This window comes from Microbacterium sp. NPDC028030 (genome assembly GCF_040637855.1).
Taxonomy (GTDB): domain Bacteria; phylum Actinomycetota; class Actinomycetes; order Actinomycetales; family Microbacteriaceae; genus Microbacterium.
This window is the reverse complement of record NZ_JBEZXF010000001.1, coordinates 1441424-1463595: the sequence shown is the minus strand read 5'-3', so window position 1 is coordinate 1463595 and position 22172 is coordinate 1441424. Positions and strand designations below refer to the sequence as shown.

General features: G+C 71.1%; 26 protein-coding genes. 13 read left to right on the top strand and 13 right to left on the bottom strand.

Annotated features, from left to right (window positions below; translation table 11 throughout):
* Window positions 1-10: 10 nt before the first annotated feature.
* A complete protein-coding gene (locus tag AB0E56_RS07225) occupies window positions 11-670 on the bottom strand; it encodes a response regulator transcription factor (protein WP_359797804.1) in 660 nt (219 codons plus the stop codon).
* Complete coding sequence (locus AB0E56_RS07220) at window positions 663-1910, bottom strand: PspC domain-containing protein (protein ID WP_359797802.1); 1248 nt, start codon at window positions 1908-1910, stop codon at window positions 663-665. The genes AB0E56_RS07225 and AB0E56_RS07220 overlap by 8 nt, the downstream gene beginning before the upstream one ends.
* A 114-nt stretch (window positions 1911-2024) precedes the next feature.
* Between AB0E56_RS07220 and AB0E56_RS07215 the strand changes: the two genes are divergently transcribed.
* Genes AB0E56_RS07215 through AB0E56_RS07200 form a run of 4 tightly spaced genes read left to right on the top strand, consistent with a single transcriptional unit; the run spans window position 2025 to window position 5458 of the window.
* Window positions 2025-3644, top strand: coding sequence for a PspC domain-containing protein (locus AB0E56_RS07215; protein ID WP_359797801.1), 1620 nt, complete (start codon window positions 2025-2027; stop codon window positions 3642-3644).
* Complete coding sequence (locus AB0E56_RS07210; protein ID WP_359797800.1) at window positions 3644-3955, top strand: hypothetical protein; 312 nt, start codon at window positions 3644-3646, stop codon at window positions 3953-3955. Before AB0E56_RS07215 ends, AB0E56_RS07210 begins: the two co-directional genes overlap by 1 nt.
* A 10-nt stretch (window positions 3956-3965) precedes the next feature.
* Window positions 3966-4706: a LysR substrate-binding domain-containing protein gene (locus AB0E56_RS07205; RefSeq protein WP_359797798.1), complete on the top strand. Its 741-nt coding sequence runs from the start codon at window positions 3966-3968 to the stop codon at window positions 4704-4706.
* Between the two features lie 35 nt (window positions 4707-4741).
* On the top strand, window positions 4742-5458 hold the full coding sequence (locus tag AB0E56_RS07200) for a GMP synthase (RefSeq protein ID WP_359797797.1): 717 nt from the start codon (window positions 4742-4744) through the stop codon (window positions 5456-5458).
* A 1-nt stretch (window position 5459) separates the two neighbouring features.
* Here the strand turns inward: AB0E56_RS07200 and AB0E56_RS07195 are convergent, their stop codons facing one another.
* Together AB0E56_RS07195 and AB0E56_RS07190 are read right to left on the bottom strand one after the other, a co-directional pair.
* The gene (locus AB0E56_RS07195) at window positions 5460-5930 is read right to left on the bottom strand and encodes a glutaminase (RefSeq protein ID WP_359797796.1); all 471 of its coding nucleotides are present in this window, start codon (window positions 5928-5930) and stop codon (window positions 5460-5462) included.
* Complete coding sequence (locus AB0E56_RS07190) at window positions 5927-7141, bottom strand: cation:proton antiporter (protein WP_359797795.1); 1215 nt, start codon at window positions 7139-7141, stop codon at window positions 5927-5929. The genes AB0E56_RS07195 and AB0E56_RS07190 overlap by 4 nt, the downstream gene beginning before the upstream one ends.
* Before the next feature lie 86 nt (window positions 7142-7227).
* On the opposite strand from AB0E56_RS07190, the gene purU reads away from it, so the two are divergent.
* Window positions 7228-8079 carry a formyltetrahydrofolate deformylase gene (purU, locus tag AB0E56_RS07185; protein WP_359797793.1) on the top strand — a complete coding sequence of 284 codons (852 nt, stop codon included), beginning with the start codon at window positions 7228-7230 and terminating at the stop codon, window positions 8077-8079.
* Here purU and AB0E56_RS07180 read toward each other — a convergent pair.
* Entirely contained in the window at window positions 8076-9137 is a 1062-nt protein-coding gene (locus AB0E56_RS07180) for a nitronate monooxygenase (RefSeq protein ID WP_359797792.1), read from the bottom strand. The genes purU and AB0E56_RS07180 overlap by 4 nt on opposite strands.
* A gap of 97 nt (window positions 9138-9234) precedes the next feature.
* On the opposite strand from AB0E56_RS07180, the gene AB0E56_RS07175 reads away from it, so the two are divergent.
* Window positions 9235-9507, top strand: a complete 273-nt coding sequence (locus AB0E56_RS07175) for a DUF6412 domain-containing protein (protein ID WP_183150827.1) — start codon at window positions 9235-9237, stop codon at window positions 9505-9507.
* Window positions 9508-9569: 62 nt separating this feature from the next.
* Window positions 9570-10349: a membrane protein insertase YidC gene (gene yidC, locus AB0E56_RS07170; protein ID WP_359797791.1), complete on the top strand. Its 780-nt coding sequence runs from the start codon at window positions 9570-9572 to the stop codon at window positions 10347-10349.
* On the opposite strand, the gene AB0E56_RS07165 is transcribed toward yidC, so the two are convergent.
* Together AB0E56_RS07165 and AB0E56_RS07160 are read right to left on the bottom strand one after the other, a co-directional pair.
* Window positions 10321-11238: a DMT family transporter gene (locus AB0E56_RS07165; protein ID WP_359797789.1), complete on the bottom strand. Its 918-nt coding sequence runs from the start codon at window positions 11236-11238 to the stop codon at window positions 10321-10323. The genes yidC and AB0E56_RS07165 overlap by 29 nt on opposite strands.
* A gap of 64 nt (window positions 11239-11302) precedes the next feature.
* A complete protein-coding gene (locus tag AB0E56_RS07160; protein ID WP_359797787.1) occupies window positions 11303-12202 on the bottom strand; it encodes an SDR family oxidoreductase in 900 nt (299 codons plus the stop codon).
* Window positions 12203-12376: 174 nt separating this feature from the next.
* Between AB0E56_RS07160 and AB0E56_RS07155 the strand changes: the two genes are divergently transcribed.
* Together AB0E56_RS07155 and AB0E56_RS07150 are read left to right on the top strand one after the other, a co-directional pair.
* Window positions 12377-13378, top strand: a complete 1002-nt coding sequence (locus tag AB0E56_RS07155; protein WP_359797785.1) for a PfkB family carbohydrate kinase — start codon at window positions 12377-12379, stop codon at window positions 13376-13378.
* A complete protein-coding gene (locus tag AB0E56_RS07150; protein ID WP_359797784.1) occupies window positions 13375-14148 on the top strand; it encodes a 5'/3'-nucleotidase SurE in 774 nt (257 codons plus the stop codon). The genes AB0E56_RS07155 and AB0E56_RS07150 overlap by 4 nt, the downstream gene beginning before the upstream one ends.
* On the opposite strand, the gene AB0E56_RS07145 is transcribed toward AB0E56_RS07150, so the two are convergent.
* Window positions 14145-14492, bottom strand: a complete 348-nt coding sequence (locus AB0E56_RS07145; RefSeq protein ID WP_359797783.1) for an ATP-dependent DNA ligase — start codon at window positions 14490-14492, stop codon at window positions 14145-14147. The two genes, AB0E56_RS07150 and AB0E56_RS07145, sit on opposite strands and share 4 nt — an antisense overlap.
* An 80-nt stretch (window positions 14493-14572) precedes the next feature.
* Here AB0E56_RS07145 and AB0E56_RS07140 point away from each other — a divergent pair, with 80 nt between their 5' ends.
* From AB0E56_RS07140 to AB0E56_RS07125, 4 genes are all read left to right on the top strand, one after another.
* Window positions 14573-14929: a hypothetical protein gene (locus AB0E56_RS07140; protein WP_359797782.1), complete on the top strand. Its 357-nt coding sequence runs from the start codon at window positions 14573-14575 to the stop codon at window positions 14927-14929.
* Between the two features lie 69 nt (window positions 14930-14998).
* Complete coding sequence (locus AB0E56_RS07135; RefSeq protein WP_359797781.1) at window positions 14999-15505, top strand: FHA domain-containing protein; 507 nt, start codon at window positions 14999-15001, stop codon at window positions 15503-15505.
* A gap of 91 nt (window positions 15506-15596) precedes the next feature.
* Window positions 15597-16010: a CBS domain-containing protein gene (locus AB0E56_RS07130; RefSeq protein ID WP_183150833.1), complete on the top strand. Its 414-nt coding sequence runs from the start codon at window positions 15597-15599 to the stop codon at window positions 16008-16010.
* Between the two features lie 5 nt (window positions 16011-16015).
* The gene (locus tag AB0E56_RS07125; RefSeq protein ID WP_359797779.1) at window positions 16016-16534 is read left to right on the top strand and encodes a CinA family protein; all 519 of its coding nucleotides are present in this window, start codon (window positions 16016-16018) and stop codon (window positions 16532-16534) included.
* On the opposite strand, the gene AB0E56_RS07120 is transcribed toward AB0E56_RS07125, so the two are convergent.
* Genes AB0E56_RS07120 through phnC form a run of 5 tightly spaced genes read right to left on the bottom strand, consistent with a single transcriptional unit; the run spans window position 16528 to window position 22043 of the window.
* On the bottom strand, window positions 16528-17616 hold the full coding sequence (locus AB0E56_RS07120) for an alcohol dehydrogenase catalytic domain-containing protein (RefSeq protein ID WP_359797777.1): 1089 nt from the start codon (window positions 17614-17616) through the stop codon (window positions 16528-16530). The genes AB0E56_RS07125 and AB0E56_RS07120 overlap by 7 nt on opposite strands.
* Window positions 17617-17624: 8 nt before the next feature.
* Complete coding sequence (locus AB0E56_RS07115) at window positions 17625-18332, bottom strand: phosphonatase-like hydrolase (RefSeq protein ID WP_359797775.1); 708 nt, start codon at window positions 18330-18332, stop codon at window positions 17625-17627.
* On the bottom strand, window positions 18329-19468 hold the full coding sequence (locus AB0E56_RS07110) for a TIGR03364 family FAD-dependent oxidoreductase (protein ID WP_359797773.1): 1140 nt from the start codon (window positions 19466-19468) through the stop codon (window positions 18329-18331). The genes AB0E56_RS07115 and AB0E56_RS07110 overlap by 4 nt, the downstream gene beginning before the upstream one ends.
* Window positions 19465-21222, bottom strand: coding sequence for a phosphonate ABC transporter, permease protein PhnE (phnE, locus tag AB0E56_RS07105; protein ID WP_359797771.1), 1758 nt, complete (start codon window positions 21220-21222; stop codon window positions 19465-19467). The genes AB0E56_RS07110 and phnE overlap by 4 nt, the downstream gene beginning before the upstream one ends.
* Window positions 21219-22043: a phosphonate ABC transporter ATP-binding protein gene (gene phnC, locus AB0E56_RS07100; protein ID WP_359797770.1), complete on the bottom strand. Its 825-nt coding sequence runs from the start codon at window positions 22041-22043 to the stop codon at window positions 21219-21221. Before phnC ends, phnE begins: the two co-directional genes overlap by 4 nt.
* Window positions 22044-22172 lie beyond the last annotated feature (129 nt).

Genomic DNA, 22172 nt, shown 5'->3' with positions numbered 1-22172 from the left:
CACGCGTCGGCTACAGCAGTCGCCGCTCCGAAGCCCAGGCGGTGAGTTCGTGACGTGATGACAGCTGCAGCTTCCTCAGCACGGATGACACGTGGGTCTCGACGGTCTTGATCGAGATGAACAGCTCGGACGCGACCTCTTTGTAGGCGTAGCCGCGGGCGATCAGGCGCATGACCTCCTGCTCGCGCGCCGAGAGCCGGTCGAGCTCGTCGGTCGCGGTCGCGGTCTCCCCGGCGACCGCCCCGAACGCGTCCAGCACGAAGCCCGCCAGCCGCGGCGAGAACACGGCGTCACCGTCGGACACGGCATGCACGGCCTTGCTGACCTCGATGCCGGATGAGCCCTTGGTGATGTATCCCCTCGCCCCCGCGCGGATCACCCGCACGACATCGGCCGCGGCATCCGACACGCTCAGCGCGAGGAATCGTGCCTCGGTCGGCGCCGAGCCGCGGATCACGGCCTCTCCCCCGGTCGCGTCGTCGCCGGGACCGCCCGGCAGATGCACGTCGAGCAGCACCACATCGGGCTGCGTCCTGCCGATCACGGCGATGGCGGACGGCACATCCGCTGCCTCCCCCACCACCTCCACACTGGCGTCGAGATCGGCGCGCAGACCGGAACGGAAGATGGAGTGGTCGTCGACGATCACGACCCGGATGCTGTCAGCCACGGTTCTCCTCCCGAGTGGACGCGGGGCGGGAGGCCGATCTCTCGCCGTTGGTGCCCGAGGTGATGCTCAGATGCACCTCGGTGCCGTGCTCGTCGCTGCGCACGGCTCCCGATCCACCGGCGCGACGCATCCGGCCGATGATCGACTCGCGCACCCCCAGTCGGTCGCTCGGCACGTCGTCGAGCGAGAACCCGGCGCCACGGTCGCGGATGAACACGTCGACGCCCGTCGCGCTGCCCTCGATGTAGACCGAGATCTCGCCTCCCGCGTGCCTCGCGGCGTTCAGGATCGCCTCGCGCGCCGCCGCCGCCAGCTCGCCGCTCGCCCGCTCGGCCGAGAGGCCCGCCGAGACGACGTCGATGCGTACGGGGTAGTCGAGCTCGAGCGCTCCCGCATAGTCGCGGAGATCAGTCGGCAGGTCGCTGTCTGCCGGGGCGTCGCCGTCGTACAGCCAGGCCCGCAGCTCGCGCTCCTGCGCCCGTGCGAGCCGAGCGGCCTCGCTGGAGGCCCCGGCTCTGTTCTGGATCAGCGCGAGGGTCTGCAGCACCGAGTCGTGCAGGTGCGCGGCCATCTGACTGCGCTGCTCCTCGCGGATGCGGCGGACCCTCTCACCGGACAGCTCACGCCAGCGCGGGATCAGCGTCGACGAGATCACGGCCGCGAGACCCGCGAGAGGGAGGAGCACGAGCGCGACCCCCGACCGGGCGATGGGCCAGGAGAGCAGAACCGTGAACAACAGCGCGAGCAGCAGGATCGCCAGAATACGCACGCTCATGGTGTGCCGCGGCCCCCTGGCGGTATCGGTGCGATCGATGAGGGTGGCCCAGAGTCCGGCTGCAGTCGCGAACGCCGCCGTCGCCCCCACCACGACCGCCGCGAGGTCAGAGGGGATCGATCCGCTCAGCCAGTCGCTGCCGCCGCGCCAGACCAGGACGACGAGCATCCCCACAGCAGCAGGGGCGAGGAGGATCCACGCGACGGGCACGCGCCTGGTCGGCGCCTCCTCCCCGTCGGTCACGGGCATGAACGCCCAGCACCATGCGTAGAGGACGACCCCGGCACCGCCGCACAGCGTCAGGGCGATGAACAACGCCCGGATCAGCGCTACGCGGACCCCGAGGTGCCTGGCCAGTCCCGCACCGACCCCGGCGACCAGGCAGTCACGGTCGCGCGTGAGCGGCGGACGCGGCGGAGCGGCGACACGAGGTGGTCGCGCGGAAGCGTGCGCCGAAGAGGACATGCGCCAATCCAATCACCCGGCTGCGCTCTCCGGGGCTTCCCGGGACCGGAATCAGGGGCCGCTCAGGGGTTCCCCCCATGGCGGGCGGCCGCGGAGGACGACCAGGATCGAAGCATGACGATTCCGACCGCGCCACCGCCCCCTGCCGACCACGCCGCCCCGGCCACCGGCACTGCAGGCACCGGCATCCCCCGTGGCGCCGAGCGATTCCTCCTCTGGGTGGCCGGTCTCGGCGTCGCACGGACCGAGGGCTGGCTGGGAGGCGTGGCGGCCGGCATCGCCGCACGGCTGCGCATCGACCCGCTGATCGTGCGCGGCGTCCTGGTGGTCGCGGCGCTGTTCGGCCTTCCCGTCATCTTCCTGTACGCCGCAGCCTGGGCGCTGCTGCCCGACGTGGACGGCCGCGTGCACGTCCGCGACCTGCTGCGTCGCGACTACCAGCCGGTGCAGTGGGGGATCCTCGCGATGGCGGTCATCGGGCTGTTCCCGACCGCGCCGCTCGCCGGCCGCCTCTTCGGTCTCGGCTACGACGGCTGGTCCGCCCTGTCCTTCCTCAGCTGGATCGTCGGGCTCGTGCTCGTCGCCGTCCTGCTGGTCCTGATCGTGCGTGCTGCGCGCCGCACCCCGGGTGCTTCCGCGCCGGATCTGCCGATGGCTTCCGCAGATCCGGCGGCCCCGGCCGCGTCCGTCCCCCTCGGCGATTCGGGTGTCGCCGAGGGGGCGGACGCCACACTCCCAGGCGGCGCGTACGCAGCGGCGGATGCGGACACCGTGGTCGCGGACGCCGTCGCCACGGCCGAGATCACGGCATCCGACCTTGAGCCGGTCGATCCCGCCGCGAGCACGACTGCTCCTCCCGCACCGCCCGCCCCGCTTCCCCCCGGTTCGCAGGACCCCGCCGCTCTCGAGGCCTGGCGCGCCCAGCACGCCGCCTGGAAGGAACAGGACCAGGCATGGCGACGCCAGCAGCAGGATGTCGAGCGCGCCGCACGCGACCAGCTCCGACGTGAGCGCCAGGCGGAGGCCGCCGTGTTCGCCGCCGAAGCCGCCGAGCGTCGACGCATCCGTCGCGCATCGAACCCGCGCGCCGGTTTCGCGTTCGCGGCGACCATCATCGGCCTCGCGACCATCACGGGCGCGGCGGTCGGTCTGGTCGCAGGTGGCGAAGTCGTCGGTGTCGCACTCGGACTGCTCGCCGCCGCCCTCATCCTGGCGCTCGGCATGATCGTCGCCGGGGCGTTCCGCCGGCGCAGCGGCTTCCTGGCATTCCTCACCGTGCTCACGCTCGTGAGCGGTCTCGTGACCGGCGCGTTCTCGACATTGCAGGACTTCAGGTTCGGCTGGGCGTCGGTCACGAACTATCGCGCGGAGCACATCCAGCAGCCGTTCGGCGAGCTCTCCGTGACGCTGAACCAGCACCAAGGCGCGCCTCGGCCGATCGTGATCGAGAAAGGCACCGGCTCGACCTTCATCTACGTGGATCCGGGCGTCCAACTGCAGCTGCGGGCGACCGTCGACACCGCGAAGGTCACCTGGACGCGCGTCGATGCCGAGTACTACGGCGTCATCGACTCCGGCACCTGGCCGGCCACCCAGCGCGAAGGAGAGTCGGTCGTGAGCGAGAACATCTCCGCGGAGAACGCCTCGACGACCACGATCCAACCCGTCACCATCGATCAGAACAGCGGCGAGATCTCGATCACCGTCGTCGAGCCCGCGAAGGAAGACCAGTGATGAGCACTCCCACGACCACCGAGGCGACCACCCGTCCCCGCACGCGCTGGGCAGCCATCATCTGGGGACTGCTGTTCGCGGCCGTCGCCGCCGCCGCCCTCGGCCAGCTCGCCGACGCGAACCGTCGTGAGACGATCGCGGACGCGCTGATGGCCATGACACCCGCCACGACCACCGCGTTCCTCCTCCTCACCGCCGGCGTGCTGCTGCTGGTGGGCGGGGCCGCGGGTCTCGTCCGCCGTGCGCAGCGCACGCTGTCGGCCGCAGCGTCCGAGGAGCGACGAGAGGTGCCTGACCCGCTCGCCGAGTAGCCTTGACCACATGGCGAATCAGGGAAGACGGCCCGCGAAGGGGGCCGGCCGCGGCACACCGGTACGTCGGAACAAGGCCGCCCCTGCGGAGCGATTCCCCCCGCAGAAGCCCAAGAAGAAGACCGCCAAGGTCGTCTTCGACGCCCCCCCACCCGAACCCGAAGCACCGCGCACCTTCCGACTGGGCGCGGTGCCCGGTGCGACTCCGGGCAAGTGGATCGACGCGTGGAAGCAGCGGATGCCTCATGTATCGCTCGAACTCGTCCCGCTCGAGGCCGCCACACAGCGCACAGCTCTCGACGAGGTCGATGCCGCTCTGGTGCGACTGCCCCTGACGGACCAGTCGCTGCACATCATCCCCCTGTACGACGAGGTTCCTGTCGTCGTCGCATCCACCGACTCCCACCTGATGGCGGCCGAACAACTCACGGCTGCCGACCTCGAGGGCGAGGTGGTGATCGCCCTGTCGGACGACGTGCTCGGCCCGATCGATCTGCCGGGGACGCAGCAGGCCCGCTTCGACGCCCTGCCGACGAACGAGGCGATCGCGACGGCGGCATCCGGTATCGGCATCGTGATCGTCCCGATGTCGCTGGCACGTCTGCACCACCGCAAGGACGTCGACCACCGCGTGCTCGCCGACGGACCGACCTCGACGGTCGCTCTCGTCTGGCCGCGCGAGCGCACCACGCCCGACGTCGAGACGTTCGTCGGCATCGTCCGCGGTCGCACCGCGAACTCCTCCCGGTGACCGGCGACGCTCCGCACGCTCGTTAGAATCTCCTGATGGCCTCGCTTCTCTACGTCTGCGTGCGGCCCGAGACCGGGGCAGCCGATGCCGAGCACGCCTCGTTCCGGCGGGCGCTGGGCGTCGACGTGGTCGACCGGCTCGATCTGCTGCAGACGTCGCTCGACCTCGACCGGGTGCGCGGGTATCGCGGAGTCGTGGTCGGGGGCTCTCCCTACAACGTCTCCGACGCGGAGAAGTCCGCCGAGCAGCTCCGCGTCGAGGCCGACCTCGAGGCCTTGGCCGGCGCCGCGATGGCCTCCGAGGTCGCCGTGTTCTTCACCTGCTTCAGCATCGGTGTGGTCACCCGCCTGCTCGGCGGAGAGGTCGTCACCGACACCCCTGAGCCTGCGAGCGCGACCGTGATCGACACGACGGCGGAGGGCGCGACCGATCCCGTGTTCGGCCCCAGCGGCCCGGCGCTCACGGTGTTCACGGCGCACAAGGAGAGCGCGGTGAGCACCCCTCCCGGTGCCGTGCTGCTGGCTACCAACAAGGTCTGCCCGGTGCAGGCCTACCGCGTGGGCACTCATCTGTATGCCGCGCAGTTTCATCCCGAGCCCACTCCGCGCGACTTCGCCGACCGGATGACGTTCTACCGCACCACCGGCTACTTCGACCCTGACGAGTTCGATGCCGTGCAGCAGCAGGTGCTCGCGGCGTCCGTCACCGAGGGCGCTGCGCTCCTGCGGCGCTTCGCGCAGACGTTCGCCTGAGTCAGCTGTCGGCGGATCCTCGCAGCAGGGCGATGCGCTCCCGCAGGTATGCCTCGAGGGGCATGAACCCTCCCCCCGTGCTCCATCGCACCGAGGGGACGCCGTCGACGAGAGCCAGGGGGCCGGAGGAGCCTCCGGCATCCACGGCGTCGACGTCGATCACGCTCCATCCGACGTGCACGACGTCCCCTTCGTCGAACCCTCCTCGAAGGGCCTCGGCCCGGCGTTCGGCTCGCTCCCTCGCCGACTCGGCCGTGTAGCCGCGGCGCCCGGGTTCGGCAGCACGAAGCACCTCGGCCGTGGCCAGCGCGTGCGTCTCGGTCAGCAGCAGCACGCCCAGGTGCCAGGCCTCTCCGACGCGCACGATGCGTCGCCCCCGCCACCGCGAGTCGCGCTGCTCTCCCAGCGCTTCCCTCGGCGCCCCCGCGAGGTTCTGCACGGCTGCGGTCAGCAGAGCGGATGCCGTCGTCACAGCTCCCCCTGCACGGACTCGCCCGCACGCGGAGGACCCACGACCTCGGCCCGATCGCCGCGCAGGGTCATGCCGATCAGCGGATACAGCAGCACCGAGAGCATGCCGGCCCCCACCAGTGCGGCGGCGGTTCCGGTATCGAGCATGTCCTGGTCGACGCCGATCGCCGTGACCGCGACGATGATCGGCAGGCCCGTCGCCGCCAGCAGTCCGAGCGCCGCACGGTCGCGGACGCTCATGCCCTGCGGAGCCGACAGCTGCGCCGCCGCACCGCGGATGACGAGCAGCGCGATCAGGAAGATCGGCACGAGGGCGAGCGCCGTGGGCGAGGTGAGCAGCGCCTGCAGATCGAAGGTCACGCCCGTGTAGAGGAAGAAGATGGGCACCAGGAAGCCGAAGGCGATCGCCTCGATCTTGCTCTCGACCTGCTCCGCGGACTCCTTCGGTGCACGCGCCATGATGATCCGCCACACCGCGCCGGCTACGAAGGCGCCGAGCAGCATGTCGAGATCGAGCATTACGCTGAGGCCGACGAGAGCCGCGATCAGAAGGATGACGAAACGCACCCCGAACTGATCGGACGTGTGCAGCGTGGCGCGGACGATTCGATGCAGCCGCCCGTGCGGAACACGGTGCGCGAGCAGGACGGCGAGACCCGCCAGCACGACGAAGGCGAGCAGCACGGCGGTCGCGATGGGCGTGGTCCTGGTGCTGAGGAAGATCGAGATCGCTATCAGCGGCAGGAACTCCCCGACCGCTCCGACCGTGCTGATCGCGCGGCCGAAGGGCGTGTCGAGCTCGCGCGCATCGCGCAGTATCGGCATCAGCGTGCCCAGCGCCGTGGAGCTGAGGGCGATGCCGATGACGACCATCCCCTCGCCCGGCGCGAAGAAGAACCCGAGCCCGATGCCGAGCAGCACGCTGAGGAGCCACCCGAGCGAGGCGCGGGCGAGGGGCTTCCCCGTCACCTGACGGAAGTCGATCTCGGTGCCGGCGACGAAGAACAGCAGCGCGAGGCCGAAGTCGCTGAGCTTCTCGAGCAGCGGCCCCGGCTCGACCCATCCCAGCACGGCAGGACCGACGAGGATGCCGAGCACGAGCTCGAACACCACGATCGGCACGCGGACGACCGGCCGGACGCCCCGGGCGAGCAGGGGCGCGGCGACAGCCAGCAGGGGGATCAGCACCAGGCCGAGGTCGCTCGCTTCCACGAGTCTCAGAGTAGCGAGTGGGCTCCCGCGATTCGCCCCCGGTGTGCATCCACGGCAGAATCGATGCACACCCTGGAGGAGCCCCCATGTCTCAGCCCGATACCGCCCGCCTGCTCATCGCCTGCGACGATCAGCCCGGCATCGTCGCCGCCGTGGCCGGTGTGCTCGCCCAGCACGGGGCGAACATCATCTCGCTCGACCAGCACTCGACCGACTCCGAGGGTGGACGGTTCTTCCAGCGCACCGTGATCCACCTCGACGGCCTCGCCGCCGCACGTCCCGCCCTCGAAGCCGACATCGCTGTCGTCGCAGAGCGTTTCGGCATGGAGTGGTCGCTGCACGATGTCGCCCGGCGCAAGCGCGTCGCGATCTTCGTGTCGAAGTACGACCACTGCCTGATGGAGCTGCTGTGGCGCACGCAACGCGGCCAGCTCGACATCGACATCACGATGGTCGTCTCGAACCATCCCGACCTGGCCGAGTCCGTCCGCTCGTTCGGCGTGCCGTTCGTGCACATCCCGTCCGGCGACAAGGCGGCCATGGAAGAGCGTCAGCTCGAGCTGCTGCGCGGCAACGTCGACCTGGTGGTGCTCGCGCGCTACATGCAGATCCTCACCGACGACTTCATCACCCGCCTCGACGCACCGGTGATCAACATCCACCACTCCTTCCTGCCCGCGTTCATCGGCGCGAACCCCTATGCGCGGGCCAAGGATCGTGGCGTCAAGCTGATCGGCGCGACCGCGCACTACGCGACGGCCGACCTCGACGAGGGGCCGATCATCGAGCAGGACGTCACCCGCGTGACCCACTCGGAGTCGGCCGCGGAGCTGCAGAGCCGCGGTGCCGACGTCGAGCGCCTGGTGCTCGCCCGCGCCGTGCAGTGGCATGCGGAGGACCGCGTGATCGTGCACGGCAAGTCCACGGTCATCCTCTAGACGGAGTCTTCCCTCCCGGCATCCGGCACCCCCGCCGCGAGTTCCGCGAACACCTCGGCAGCGGTGTCGAATCCGGCGAGCGGGGCGGCCTGACCCATCCACAGCGATTGCAGCTCACCGAGGTTCTGCTCCCCCGCCGGGGTGCGGAACCGACCGGTGAGCCAGTTCTGCATCGGGAACGGGGCGATCGTGCCGCTCGCCTCGATCGCCCGCACCGCACGGTTGCGGGTGCCGCGGGCCAGGCGCCCGCTCATCGCCCGGGTGAGCACGGTCTCGTCGGCCGCTGTCGAGCGGATCGCATCGCGATGGGCGGCCGTCGCGGCCGACTCGGCGGTCGCGAGGAACGCCGTCCCGACCTGCACTCCGACCGCGCCGAGCGCGAACGCGGCGGCGACGCCGCGCCGGTCGGCGATTCCCCCGGCGGCGATCACGGGCACCTCGACGGCGTCGACCACCTGCGGGATCAGGGCGAACGTGCCGACGAGCGACTCCTCGGCCGGACGCAGGAACGACACGCGGTGCCCTGCCGCCTCCGCCCCGGTGGCGACGATCGCATCCGCTCCCGCCTCGGCGAGCGCGACCGCCTCCGCCACGGTCGTCGCCGTGCCGACGATCCGGATGCCGCGGCCGTGCGCCTCCTCGACGACGGCGGCAGACGGCACCCCGAACACCACGCTGAGCACCGCGGGCTCGATCTCCCAGATCGCATCGAGCTGCTCATCGAGCGAGGGGACGTACCGTTCGGGGCGGGCAGGCACATCGACGCCGACCGCCTCGTAGAACGGCTGCAGCGCCTGCGCGAAGATCGTGTGCTGCGGGTTGGGCTCGACCTCATCGCCGCGGGGGAGCCAGATGTTCACCGCGAATGGCCGATCGGTCAGCGCGCGCAGCTCGGCTCCGGTGGCACGGATGCGGTCGCCGTCGTAGCCGTACAGGCCGAACGAGCCGAGTCCGCCCGCCTCGCTCACCGCCGCGGTGAGCCTCGTGGAGGACAGCCCGCCGAACGGGCCGAGGATGATGGGGTGCTCGATCCCGAGCAGGGCGCGAAGGTCGGTCATGCTTCGACGTTACGCCCGCGGCGTACCCGCGCGGTCGACCGTGACGATCGGGGGGCGACGTCTCGGTGCTACCCTCGCTGCAGGAGGGAGCGCGCACATGAGCGAGTGGTTCGGGCAGATGCTGAGCTTCGTCGCGACCGCGCTCGGCCTCGTCTCGATGCCCGACGCCGCGGCTCTCGGCCTCGCGATCGCGCTCCTGGCCGTGACGGCTCTGACGCTCGCGATCGTGCTGAGCGTGCGACCGGAGGCCTCCGCCGACTCCCCGCACCCGTTGCGGGCGATCGACGTCGGCACGCTCCTCACGCAGAGCGACCCCGATGCCGCAGGTCACCCCCGCCCTCGGGCGCCGGGAGTCGCGACCGCCGCGTAGTCCGTTCATTCGGGACAGCGCGGCCTTCGCCGACCCTCCCGACACCACGAACGGACACTTCCATGGACCTCTTTGCCTTTCCCCCACTCGCCGCCCTCCTCGATGCCGCCTACGGTGCGCTGACCGGGCTCTCCGACCTCCTCACCCCCCTCGCCGGGGCGTGGGCCGCCGCCCTCGCCGTCGTGCTCGTCACCCTGGTGGTGCGGGCACTCCTCATCCCCGTCGGCATCTCCCAGGCCAAGGCCGAGCAGACCAGAGCGCGCCTCGCCCCGAAGCTGCGCGAGCTGCAGCGCCGCCACAAGAAGAACCCCGAGCGTCTGCAGAAGGAGATGATGGCGCTGTACCGCGCCGAGAACACCTCCCCCTTCGCCGGCATGCTCCCGGTGCTGGCGCAGGCCCCCGTCGTCGGCATCCTCTACACGCTGTTCCTGCGCCCCGAGATCGCCGGGCATCCGAACGAGCTCCTCGCCCACGACCTGTTCGGCGCCCCGCTCGGCACGAGCCTCGTGTCGGCGCTCTTCGGCGGGACGGCGACGCCCGCGACGTTCCTCGTGTACGGCGTGCTGCTCGCCGTGATGATCGCTGTCGCCGAAGTCACCCGCCGGGTGTTCCGGCCCACGCCGGTCGAGGGCGACGACTCGCCCCTGAACTCCCCTACCATGCTGCGCGTGGTCTCGGCGATGCACTACCTGACGGCCGTGTTCGCCGCGTTCGTGCCGCTCGCCGCGGCGCTCTACCTCACGGTCACCGTCGTGTGGACCCTCGTGCAGCGCGTCATCCTGCGCCGCCGGTATCCCCTGCCGACCCCTGCGGTCAGTCGGGCAGCGGTATCGGCGCCGTGAAGGGGCCGGTGGGGCCGCCTTCACGGCGGTCCCTTCGGACACCGAGCGTGGTGCCGACGCTCGCGGCGATCACGAGGGCGACGGCGAGCATGCGCAGCGGCGTGGCGTCCTGCCCGAGGATCAGCCAGCCCGCGAGAGTGGCGAACGCAGGTTCGAGGCTCAGCAGCACACCGAACACCCGCTGCGGGAGGCGGCGCAGCGCCGCGAGCTCGAAGCTGTAGGGGATCACCGAGGAGAGCACCGCGGTGACCGCCGCGAGCAGCAGCAGCTGCGGGTCCATCGCGACCGTGGCAGCCGCCGGAACGCCGACCGGGATCAGCAGCACGGCGGCGACCACGAGCCCCATCGCCAGGCCGCTGTTGCCCGGGATCAGCGACCCGACGCGCGCACTCATCCGGATGTACATGACCCAGAAGCCCGCGGCGATCAGGATGAACACGACGCCGAGGGGGTCGAGGGGTTCGGCCCCGATGAGCCCGCCCACCCCCAGGACGACCATGCCGAGCAGGGCCACACCGACCCACGCGGCATCGGCGAGGCGGCGGGTGAGCACGGCGGCCAGCACGAGCGGTCCGAGGAACTCGATCGCCACCGCCGGGCCGAGCGGGATGCGGTCGATCGCGGCGTAGAAGAAGCCGTTCATCGCGGCCAGGGAGACGCCGAACAGCACGGCGGCGAGCCATTGCGCGCGCGTCCACCTCCCCGGTCTCGGCCGCACGATGACGACCAGGAGGAGTGCGGCGATGGCGACGCGCAAGGAGGTCACGCCCCAGGGCCCCAGCACAGGGAAGAGCTGCGCAGCGACCGCCGCGCCGAACGGGAGGGAGAGGCAGGATCCGATGACGAGCGCCACCCCGACGAGGGGGCCGGAGGCGGCGGGCTTGTGCACCAGACAAGCTTAGGTCGCGGCCCGGCGCCTCATCTGCCAGAGGAACCGCGGCGGCGGGCCCGCGTCAGAGGGGCTTGCCGCCGGTGACCGCGAGCACCGACCCGGAGGTGTACGACGACTCCGCCGAGGCGAGGTACACGTACGCCCCCGCGAGTTCCGCCGGCTGGCCCGCACGTCCGAGGGGCGTGTCGGCACCGAAGGTCGCGAGTCGTTCCGCATCCCACCCGGTCGCGGGGATGAGGGGAGTCCAGATCGGGCCGGGGGCGACGGCGTTGACGCGGATCCCGCGCGGCCCCGCTTCTTCGGCGAGCGCCTTGACGAACGCCACCTGGGCGGCCTTCGTCATCGCGTAGTCGATGAGCCCAGGTGACGGATTGAATGCCTGGACGGACGCGGTGACGATGATGCTGGCGCCCGGCTCGAGGTCGGGGTACGCCGCCCGCGCCGTGAACAGCAGGCCCGCGAGGTTCGTGTCGAACACGCGGCGCATGCGCTCCGTCGAGAGGCTCTCGAATCCGTCGATGTCGTGTTGGTACGCGGCGTTGAGCACGAGCACGTCGAGTCCCCCGAGCGCGCTGCGCGCATCGGAGACGACCCCGGTCGCGAACGCCTCGTCGCGCAGGTCTCCTGCGAAGCCTGCCCCGGTGCGCCCCGCCTCGCGGACGAGGGCGAGCGTGTCCTCCGCGTCATCCTGCTCCTCCGGCATGTGCACGATCGCCACGTCGGCGCCCTCGCGTGCGAAGGCGATCGCCACCGCCCGACCGATACCGGAGTCGCCGCCGGTGATGAGCGCGCGGCGCCCCTCGAGGCGGCCGTGACCGACGTAGGTGTCCTCGCCGTGATCCGGCTCGGGCCGCGTCCGTTCGGTGAGACCCGGCTGATCCTGCCGCTGGGCCGGGAACCCTTCCTCGCGGTGCGCGTGCCGGGGATCCGTGGTCTCGGGGTCGGGGGTGGTGTCCGTCATGTCCGCTCCTCGTGTCGCTGGGTGCCCGTCTCGATGGGTGCTCCCGAGCCTGTCGCGCCCCCGCTCTCCGCGGCAGGGGGTTGACAGTCCTAGATGCCCCGACCGTCCGTGGTCAACCCCCGCCTGCGCAGCCACCGCCGCCCGTACCGTGGGGAGGGAGGACAGGAGGACGAGATGAGCGATGTCACGATCTTCGCGCCGTCACCGACACTGACCATCACGGTCGAGGACCATCCGCAGGGAGCCGAGATCCACGTGCACGCGGGCGGCCAGGGCGTCTGGCAGGCCAGGATGCTGCGCCGGCTCGGGGTCACGGTGACCATGTGCTGTGTGCTGACCGGCGAGGTCGGCCGTGTGCTGCGGCACCTGTTGGAGGACGACGAGGGCATCGAGGTGGTCGCGGTGGAGCGCGACGGCCGCGGATCCGCTTACGTCCACGATCGCCGGGACGGTGGCAGGGTCCCGATCGCCGAGGAGGAGGGCGATCCCCTCGGCCGTCACGCCCTCGACGACCTGTACGGCGCGGTGCTGCACAACGGCACCGACTCCCGGGTGATCATCCTGAGCGGACCGGCCGGCGAAGAGGCGCTCCCCGCCGACATCTACCGCCGTCTCGCGCTCGATCTGAGCGGGGAGGATCGCCTCGTCGTCGCCGACCTCGCAGGCGAGCGCCTGAGCGCCGTGGTGGAGGGGCATGCCGACGTCATCAAGGTCAGCCACGAGGAACTCATCTCCGACGGCCTCGCCGCCGACTCCTCGATCGAGGCGCTCGCCCAGGCCATGCGCGAGCTGCGCACCCGCGGCGCGCGCACCGTCATCGTGACCAGAGCAGGCGAATCCCTCCTCCTGCTCGACGATCAGGGCCTCGTCGAGGTGTCGCTTCCCCGTCTCGAGGAGAACGAGCATCGTGGCGCGGGGGACTCCCTGACCGCCGGCGTCGTGGCGGGCCTCGCCCGAGGAGAATCGGCCAGGCAGGCGATATCGCTGGGCGCCGCCGCCGGCGCGGTGAACGTGACCCGCCATGGGCTCGGCACCGGCGACCCCGACGCCATCCTTCGGCTCAGAGAGGGCGTCGCGGTGCGCGAACTCGACGATGCCGGCAGCCGTCCCACCAGCCGCGTGAGTCCGGACGCCCTCGCCGCGCTGGCCGAACCCGCCGAAGAGGAGTCCTCATGACCCGCGCGCTCATCACGAACGACGACGGCATCGACGCCCCCGGCCTTGCCGCACTCGCGCAGGCGGCACGCACCGCCGGCCTCGAGATCGTGATCGCCGCACCCGTGCGGCAGTCCAGCGGTGCCGGCGCCTCGATCATCGCCGCGGAGGAGGACGGACGCGTCCGCGTCGACACCCGCACGCTCCCCGGTCTCGAAGAGGTCCCCGCCTACGCGGTGCACGGCGGTCCGGGGCTCATCGCCCTGATCGCCGCGCGCGGTGCGTTCGGCGCCGGCGTCGACCTCGTGCTCTCCGGCGTGAATCACGGCGCGAACGTCGGTCGCGCCATCCTGCACTCGGGCACCGTCGGCGCGGCCCTCACCGGTGGACTCAACGGCGCCAGGGGCATGGCCGTGTCGCTCGACGTCGGGATGCACCCCGAGGAGTTCCACTGGGATGCGGCCGCCGCGGCCGCCCTGCGACTGCTCCCCGGACTCGAGGCGGCGCCCGAGCGCACCGTGATCAATGTCAACGTGCCGAACAGCGCCACCACGCGCGGCTTCTCCGAGGCCTCGCTCGCGCCCTTCGGCATCGTACAGACGACCATGGCCGAAGCCGAGGAGCACTACATCCGGCTGGCCGTCGAGGAGCTGCCGAACACCCCGGAAGAAGGTAGCGACGCGGCTCTCCTGGCTGACGGCTGGGTGACCGTGACGGGCATCGACGCGATCATGTCCCGTCCATTCGCCCTCGAAGGGCTGTCGGACGTGGGGCGGATCGGCGCGGACTAGACCGGTGGCGTGACCGGGACCTCGCCCGAACCCGGTTCCTCGCCCGCCTCGGCCGGCTCGGGCACGAGGTAGAGGCCGCTCGGCGAGTTCGCGGTGAACGCGAGCGCTTCGATCCACGCGCGGTTGATCGAGGGCTGGCGGCTGCCGAAGTACTTGAAGACGAGGGAACTGCCCGGCTGGATCCACACGGTCGTGCGTCCACCGCCGACGCTCGCGTCTTCGCGCCAGCTGAACGGGAACGGCTCGCCGCGCCGCAGCTTGGCGGTGATCACGAGCTGCAGATGCGTGAGTGCGCGATCCTCGATCTCGGTCTTCACGCCGCCTTCATAGATGAACTTGCCCATCTCGGAACACTCCCTCATCGATCCTGCGTTGACCCGACACGGCGCTGTCGGAATCGCCCTCCTCTGAGTAGCGTAGGCCCATGGGCATGCTCTACTACCACGGCGCGGAGAACCCGATACAGATCGAGGATCTGGCTCTGGCCCACCTCAAGGTGGTGATCGCGACCAAGCTACGGAGGAACGAGAGTTTCACTCTATCCTGGCGGCATCCGGAAGGACATCCGGTGGGGCGGTCGACGATCTGGCTGCATCCATCCATCCCGCTGCGCTTCGTGTTCGACGAGCCGGAGCCGCCGGAGCTCCGCCCTGAGTGGATCGCGGCGATGGCCAACTCGGCCAACTCCAGCGGCGGCATCACCCTGCTCACGGCGGACATGATCCCGCACGGCGCGGCCGCCGCCGGGGAGACTCCGGAAGCGGACATCGCCCCTGTCTGAAGTCAACCCCCTCGGCGGCGTCGCTTCGGACGCCTAACGTCGTAAGCCCGACGCCGAGGAGGGCACGCCATGACCGAAGAACGACACATCGACGACCGCCCGGACGAGGGCTACACGCCCACGACGACGCACGCCGAGTGGGGTGCGGGCAACCCTCGCCTGCGCGTCACCAGAGACGACGAGCGCACCGAGTTCGCGATCGAGGCCGACACCGTGCGGATCGGGTCGGCCGAGGGCAATGAGGTCCGCCTGGAGGGCACCGACCCCGTGCATGCCACGATCACGCACGACGAGCGGGACGAGTACGTGGTGACGCTGCACGGCGAGGGCGAGATGAACTCGAACCCGGGTGCCGATGCGACGCACTCGGGCGAGCGCACCGAGACGCTGCGCACGGGTTCGCGGTTCACTGCGGGCCCATGGGAGTTCGTCTTCGCGCGTGACGAGTTCGCCGACCACGGACGCCCCTACGGTGGACGACTCGGCGGCGAGTACTCCGACCAGCCGCTGCAACCGCCGCGCCCGGACTATGCCGACGACGCCACCGCAGGAACGGACTCGACCGAGAACCCGTGATCCTGCGCCGCCCGCTTGTCAATCCCCCCGACCGCCGCGACGGGACGTCATAGCCTCGGCGGCACGGACAGACACACGACAGGGGAAGCCGATGACCATCACCCGCGACATCATGACGACCAGCCCGCGCTGCATCGGCGTGAACGACTCCCTGAGCATCGCGGCGTCGGTCATGGCCGACCTCGACGTCGGAGCGCTGCCGATCTGCGGGGAGGACAGCCGCCTCAAGGGCATGCTCACCGACCGTGACATCGTGGTGGGGGCGATCGCCCTCGGGATGGATCCGGAGACCACTCCGACCGCCGCACTCGCGAAGGGCACGCCCATCACGGTGGACGCGGACGACGACATCCACGTCGCCCTGGATCGCATGCAGGAGCATCAGGTCCGACGCCTTCCGGTGATCGCCGACCACCGGCTGGTGGGGATCGTGAGCCAGGCGGACATCGCGCGCTCACTGTCTGCGGCGACGACTGGCCGGACCGTGGAGGGCATCTCGCGGTGAGCACAATGGAAGACTCTCCCCTGGATCGCCTGAGCGAACTCGCGCAGGAGCGCGGCCTCCGCGTGTGCGTCGCCGAATCGCTCACCTCCGGCCGACTGGCGAACACCGTCGGTGCGGGTGCCGACGCCTCGGAATGGTTCGCGGGGGGAATCGTCGCGTACTTCACCGATGTCAAGGAACGCGTGCTCGGATTGACGCCGGGGACCGATCCCTGCTCGTCCGCCTGCGCCGAGCAGCTCGCGACCGGGGCGCTGCGTCTGTTCGACGGCGACATCGCGGTGTCGACCACCGGTGTCGGCGGTCCCGGCCCCCAGGGAGGCCATGAGCCGGGGACGGTGTACCTCGGCTGGGCGACCGCGGAGGGCGTGGGCCACCGTCGCCTGGCACTCACGGGTTCCCCGGACGAGGTCTTGGACATGAGCGTCGAGGCCGCCGTCCGGCTGCTCGCCTTCCACGCCGAAGCGCTGCGACCGGCGGGACCCCGTCGCGGCGGCCCGCCTCCGGAGCAGACCACCGCTCAGTGACCCGGGACCAGTCCGACCCGCAGCGGTGCGCCGGGAGCTGCCGCTTCGACGAGGGCCGCATCGACGTCGAGCAGCGAGCGCACCGCACCCACCGCGTCCCCGAAAGGGTAGGCGCGGCCGCGGCCGGCCAGGAACGCGACGGCCTCCGCCAGATCCGTCCCCGTGTAGTTGTGCACGCCGGCGATCGTCACCAGCCGTCGCACGATGCTCTCCGCGTCGAGAGGGACCGGTTCGGCGGGGAATACGCTTCCCACCAGGACGACCGTGCCGCCGACGGCCACGCCCTCGAGGGCCTGCCGCACCGCGTGTCCTGAGGCTTCGATCACGACGTCGGGTTCGCGATCGAGGACCGTGGAGCCGAACTGCGCCGCGAACGCCCGGCGCTCGGCATTCGGGTCGAGGACCTCGACCGTCGCGCCCTGTTCGACCGCGATCGCCGCGGCGGAAAGCCCGACCAGGCCGGCGCCGTGCACACGCACCGCAGCGCCGTCGAGGTCGCGATCGCGAGCGGCCCTCGCCACTGCCGCCCACGCCGTCGCCGTCGCGCAGGACGCCGGGGCGAGCACGGAAGCCGGCAGTGCCTCCGGCACTCGCACGATCGCGGTTCCCTCGCGCAACTGCACGTGGCTCGCGAACGCCCCCGTGAGGTCTCCGTGCGCTCCGACACGGTCGTGCCCGTACTTGCCCAGGGTGCGGCACTTCTGCGGCATCCCCTGCGTGCAGCGGTCGCACCGCGCGCACGACACCGTCACCGACCACACCACCCGGTCGCCGATGCGCAGCGGGGTGCCGTCGACCGTCGTCGCCCCCGCGTCGCCGGTGGCGATCACCCGGCCGACGCTCTCGTGCCCGAGAACGAGGGGCGTCGGCGCGTGACGGCGACCCTGCACGGTGTGCACGTCGGAGCCGCAGATCGTCGACATCTCGACCGCCACCAGCACGTCGCCGTCGGCGAGCGCCACGCCGGGGACCGCGATCGTCTCGTGCGGGTGGCCCTCGCCGATCCAGACCATGGCGGTCGCCGCCGGGCGCAGAGCGACGTCGCGACGGTGACCGGGAGGACGGATCAGCAATGTGCCCATGTCGACCCTCAGGAGGTCGCGACGAGCGGAAGCAGCTCGCGCTGGACCAGAGCCGCGCGGAGAGCGGTGACATCGCTCAGCACGGCATCGGCTCCCGCGGCGCTCAGTGCGGGGCGATCGTGCGCGCCCGTGAGCACCCCGGCGACGAATCCGGCACCGGCGCGACGCCCGGACTCGATGTCGCTGACGGTGTCTCCTGCGACAGCCACGGCGGCGACGGACGACGTCTGCGTACGCAGCAGCGCGGTGAGCACGAGGTCGGGTGCCGGACGCCCGCGCCCCGCGTCGACGGGTGACAGCGCGAGGTCGATGAGCCCGTCCCAGCCGAGGCCCTCGATCAGGGCGTCGCGGGTCACGGGGGCGAACCCCGTCGTGAGCACGACCGTGAGTCCCGCATCCTTCAGCCCCTGGATCGCGTCGGCCGCACCCGGGACCTCGGCGACGCCCTGCTCGGCGACGATCTCGGCGTAGGCGTCCTCGAACGCGGCGGTCGCACGGGCCGCCGCCTCCCGGTCACCCGCGGCGAGATGCGTGAACACGTCGATCTTGGACTGCCCCATGGTCACGCGGACGTGGTCGAGCGCTTCCGTCCACGGCATCCGGTCGGCGACGCCGGTGCGCTCGGCCGCCCGCTGGAACGCCTGTTCCACGACGCCGTCGTCGCGCACGGTCGTCCCTGCCATGTCGAGGACGACGAGTTCGAGGGGAGTGGTCATGATGTTCCTTCCATTGCTGCCGCCCACCCGAAGGCGGCGGCGAGGTTCTCTTCAGCCAGGCCGAGGCCGGTGGTCATCCCGATGCCGGTCGTCGCGGCGAGCACGAGCACACCGTCATCGCCCCGGTCGATCAGGAACTCCCGCGGCCCCTTGGCGTACACGCCCTGCCAGCGCTCGATCACCCTAGGCGGCGGCGCGTCGAACAGAGCCTCCGCCTCGGCGAGGAACGCGGCGAACGCCGCCTCGGGCTGGAACGGCGCAGGCGCGGCCGACGTCGCATGCGAGTCGCCGATGATCAGGGTGCCGTCGGGGAGCTGCGTGTACATCTGGTTGAGGTCGATCGCGGCGAGTTCAGGGCGCTCGGCGTGCAGACGTTCGCGGAGCGCGGCGGTCTCGGCGGTGTCCGCGAAGCGGCCGTACCGCACGAGCGACCAGCCCGTGAGCAGGGGCGCGGCGAGCGGATGCCGGAACGACACGGCCGCCCGCACCATGTCGAGGGCGCAGCGCTCGACATGGTGCCGCTCCGCCACGTCGGGCAGCAGCTGATCGATGTCGTGATTGACGGCGACGACGACACCGCCGCAGCTGATCGACCCCCTGGTGGTCTCGACGTGGTCCGCTCCGACCGCTGTGACGGCGGTGCGGAAGCGGAAGTCGACGCCCAGCGCCGCGAGGTGCCGGACGATCGCCATCGCGGCCGTGCGCGGATCGGTCTGCAGGTCGCTCTCGATGTGCGCGCCGCCGACGAGCCCATCGGCTCGCAACGGCGCGAGGCGCAGGAGCTCGGGCGCGTCGAGCATCCGGATGCCGCCCTGGTGCGCAGCGGATTCCAGCACCGCGATCTCGTCGTCGTGCCGTGCGGCGACCAGCGTGCCGGACTCGCGCAGCCAGAACCCCGCATCGCGCGCGAGCCGCAGCCACAGTTCCCGCGAGAGATCAGCGTAGCGCCGCGCCTCTCCTCCCTGCGCACCGATGCACAGGTGGCCGAAGTTGCGGATCGTCGCTCCGACCGGCGCATCGGTCCGGTCGATCACGATCACCCGCAGCCCACGACGGACGGCGGCATAGGCCGCACCGAGCCCGACGATGCCGGAGCCGGCCACGACCACGTCGGCCGTGTCGACGGCGCGGATCACCGGAACACCTTCCGCATCCACATCGCGAGACCTTCGACCACCAGCACGGTCGCGAGGATCATCAGCACGATCGCGGTCACGGTCTCATACCGCGATCCCTGGCTCGCGTTGAGCAGGTAGTACCCGACGCCGCCACCGCCCACGATGCCGAGGATCGTGGCGGCGCGGATGTTCGTGTCGAGCATGTAGAAGCTGTGCCCGATGAGTGCCTGCATCCCCTGCGGCACGGTGGCGGAGGCGTAGGTCTGCAACCGGGTGGCCCCGACGGCGCGGAGGGCCCGCTCCGGTCCGCGGTCGACTTCTTCGAAGGAGTCCGCGATGAGTTTGCCGAGCAGACCGATGCCTCCGATCGCCAGCGCGATGACGCCGGCCTGGGCGCCGAGACCCGTGATGACCACGAGCACGATCGCGAGGATGAGTTCGGGGATGCCGCGGATGCCGACGAGCAGCAGCCGTGCGGTGCCGCGCGCTCCGGAGTTCGGGGCGACGTTGCGGGCGGCCAGCGAACCGAGCAGGAGCGAGGGGAGCAGCGTGAGCACGGTGGCGGCGAGCGCGATCGCGATGGTCTCGCGCATCGCCTGGAACATGGCGCTCGCGTCGTAGTTGCCGAACGACGGCGGCCAGAACCTCGCAGCGACGTCCGGCAGTTTGGCCCAGAAGGTGAAGAAGTCCATCCAGTTGATCTGGCTCACGACGACGCTGCCGACCACGACGAGCACGGCGACGACGCCGGCGATCGTGTGGCGCACGCGCTGGGCGGTCCACGGGCGGCGCACGGCTGTCTGCGGCGAGGACGCCCAGGCAGGACGGTCGGCCGAGACCGGAGTCGCACGGTCGCCGAGACGCGGGTGCAGCAGGCGGTCGATCCACGAGCGGGTGTGCTTCTGCTCGCCGAGCATCGCGCCGCGCACCATGCTCGAGACGATCTCCATCGCGATGCAGAGGATGAAGATGACCAGCGCGATCCCGAGCCCCTTGCCGTAGTTGAGCGACTTGAAGGCGTACGACATCTCGAGGCCGAGGCCGGCGACGCCGACGTAGCCGAGCACGACGCTCCCCCGCAGGTTGATGTCGTTGCGGTGCAGCACGGTCGCCACCCAGCTGGGCAGCACCTGCGGGAGGATGCCAGCCGTGAACTCCTGCATCTTCGACCCGCCGGCAGCACGGATCGCGAGGCGCGGCCCCTCGTCGATCTGCTCGATGGCATCGGCGAACATCTTGGAGATCATCCCGATCGAGTGGATGCCGATCGCGAGGATGCCGGGGAGCGTTCCGAGCGAGAACATCAGCACGAACGCCATCGCGAGCACGACGTCGGGCAGCGCCCGTGTGAGCACGCCGATGAACCGTGCGGCGGCGCGCCAGCCGTTGCCTGGCGTGGTGTTCGAGGCGGCGAGGTAGGCGATCGGCACCGACAGCACGGCCGCGAGCAGTGTACCGACGAGCACGAGTCCGACCGTGAGCGCGATCAGCCACGCGAGGTCGGCGGGTTCGGGGAAGGAGAGCCCGCCGACGCGGGCCATGAAGTTCTCGGCGTTGCCCCAGCTCTGCACCATCGCCGGGATCGAGATGTCGACGTCGCGAACGGCGATGATGCCGAGCACGACGAGGGCGACGAGGGTCAGCGATGCCGCGATGCGCTCCGGCGAGATCGGACGACGCGGGGCGCGTTCGGCGACGGTCGCTCCGCCGCCCCGGTGAGCCGATCCATCGCCACGGGTCGCGGAGTCCGTCGGTGCGCCGAGCGCCGTCATGATGCGGCCACCTGCGCTGCCGCCTCGACGAGCTCCTCCTGCACCGCGCGGATCTCGGCGGTCGTCGTCGCGACGCGCCCGTAGATCTCCATAACCTCCGCCTTCGTGAGGTCGCCGGTCGGGGTGTCGAGCACGACCTCCCCGTGACGGAGCCCGACGATGCGGTCCGCCCAGGAGATCGCGAGGTCGACCTGGTGCAGGCTGCACACCACGGTGAGGCCTTCGTCGGCGGCGATCTCGCGGATCAGCGCCATCACCTGCTCGCTCGACTCGGGGTCGAGCGAGGCGACCGGCTCGTCGGCGAGCAGGATCGCCGGCTTCTGCATGAGCGCGCGGGCGATGGCGACGCGCTGCTGCTGTCCTCCCGACAGGGTGTCGCTGCGCTGATAGGCGCGGTCGAGCAGCCCGACGCGGTCGAGGTGCTCGAGCGCCGTGAGCTTCGCGGAGCGCGAGTAGCCCCACAGTCCGAGGCGGGGGCCGCGCACGCCGGAGAGCGAGCCGGTGAGCACGTTCTCGAGCACCGTGAGCGAGGGGACGAGCTCGAACTGCTGGAAGATGAACCCGACGCTGCTGCGGAGCTCTCGCAGTGCACGTCCCTTCAGGGTGGGCACTGCGGCTCCGAGCACTTCGACAGCACCGGAGGTGGGCGTCTCGAGGCCGTCGAGGTGGCGCAGCAGTGTCGACTTCCCCGAGCCCGAGAGCCCGAGGAGCACGACGATCTCACCGCGGGACACCTCGAGCGAGACGTCGCGGAGGGCCGTGGTCGTCCCGAATGTCTTCGTCACGCCGTCGAGTCGGATGAGGGCGTCGGATGCAGTCATGTCAGGTTCCTGGATCTTCCGGTGTTCGGGGGCGAGCGGTCGTCGTGCGGGCGGTCGAGGCGTCGAGCGGGGGTGTCCGTCGAGCGGGCGGAGCGGAGCGCACGCCCCCTCCGCCCGCTCGACGGCCGG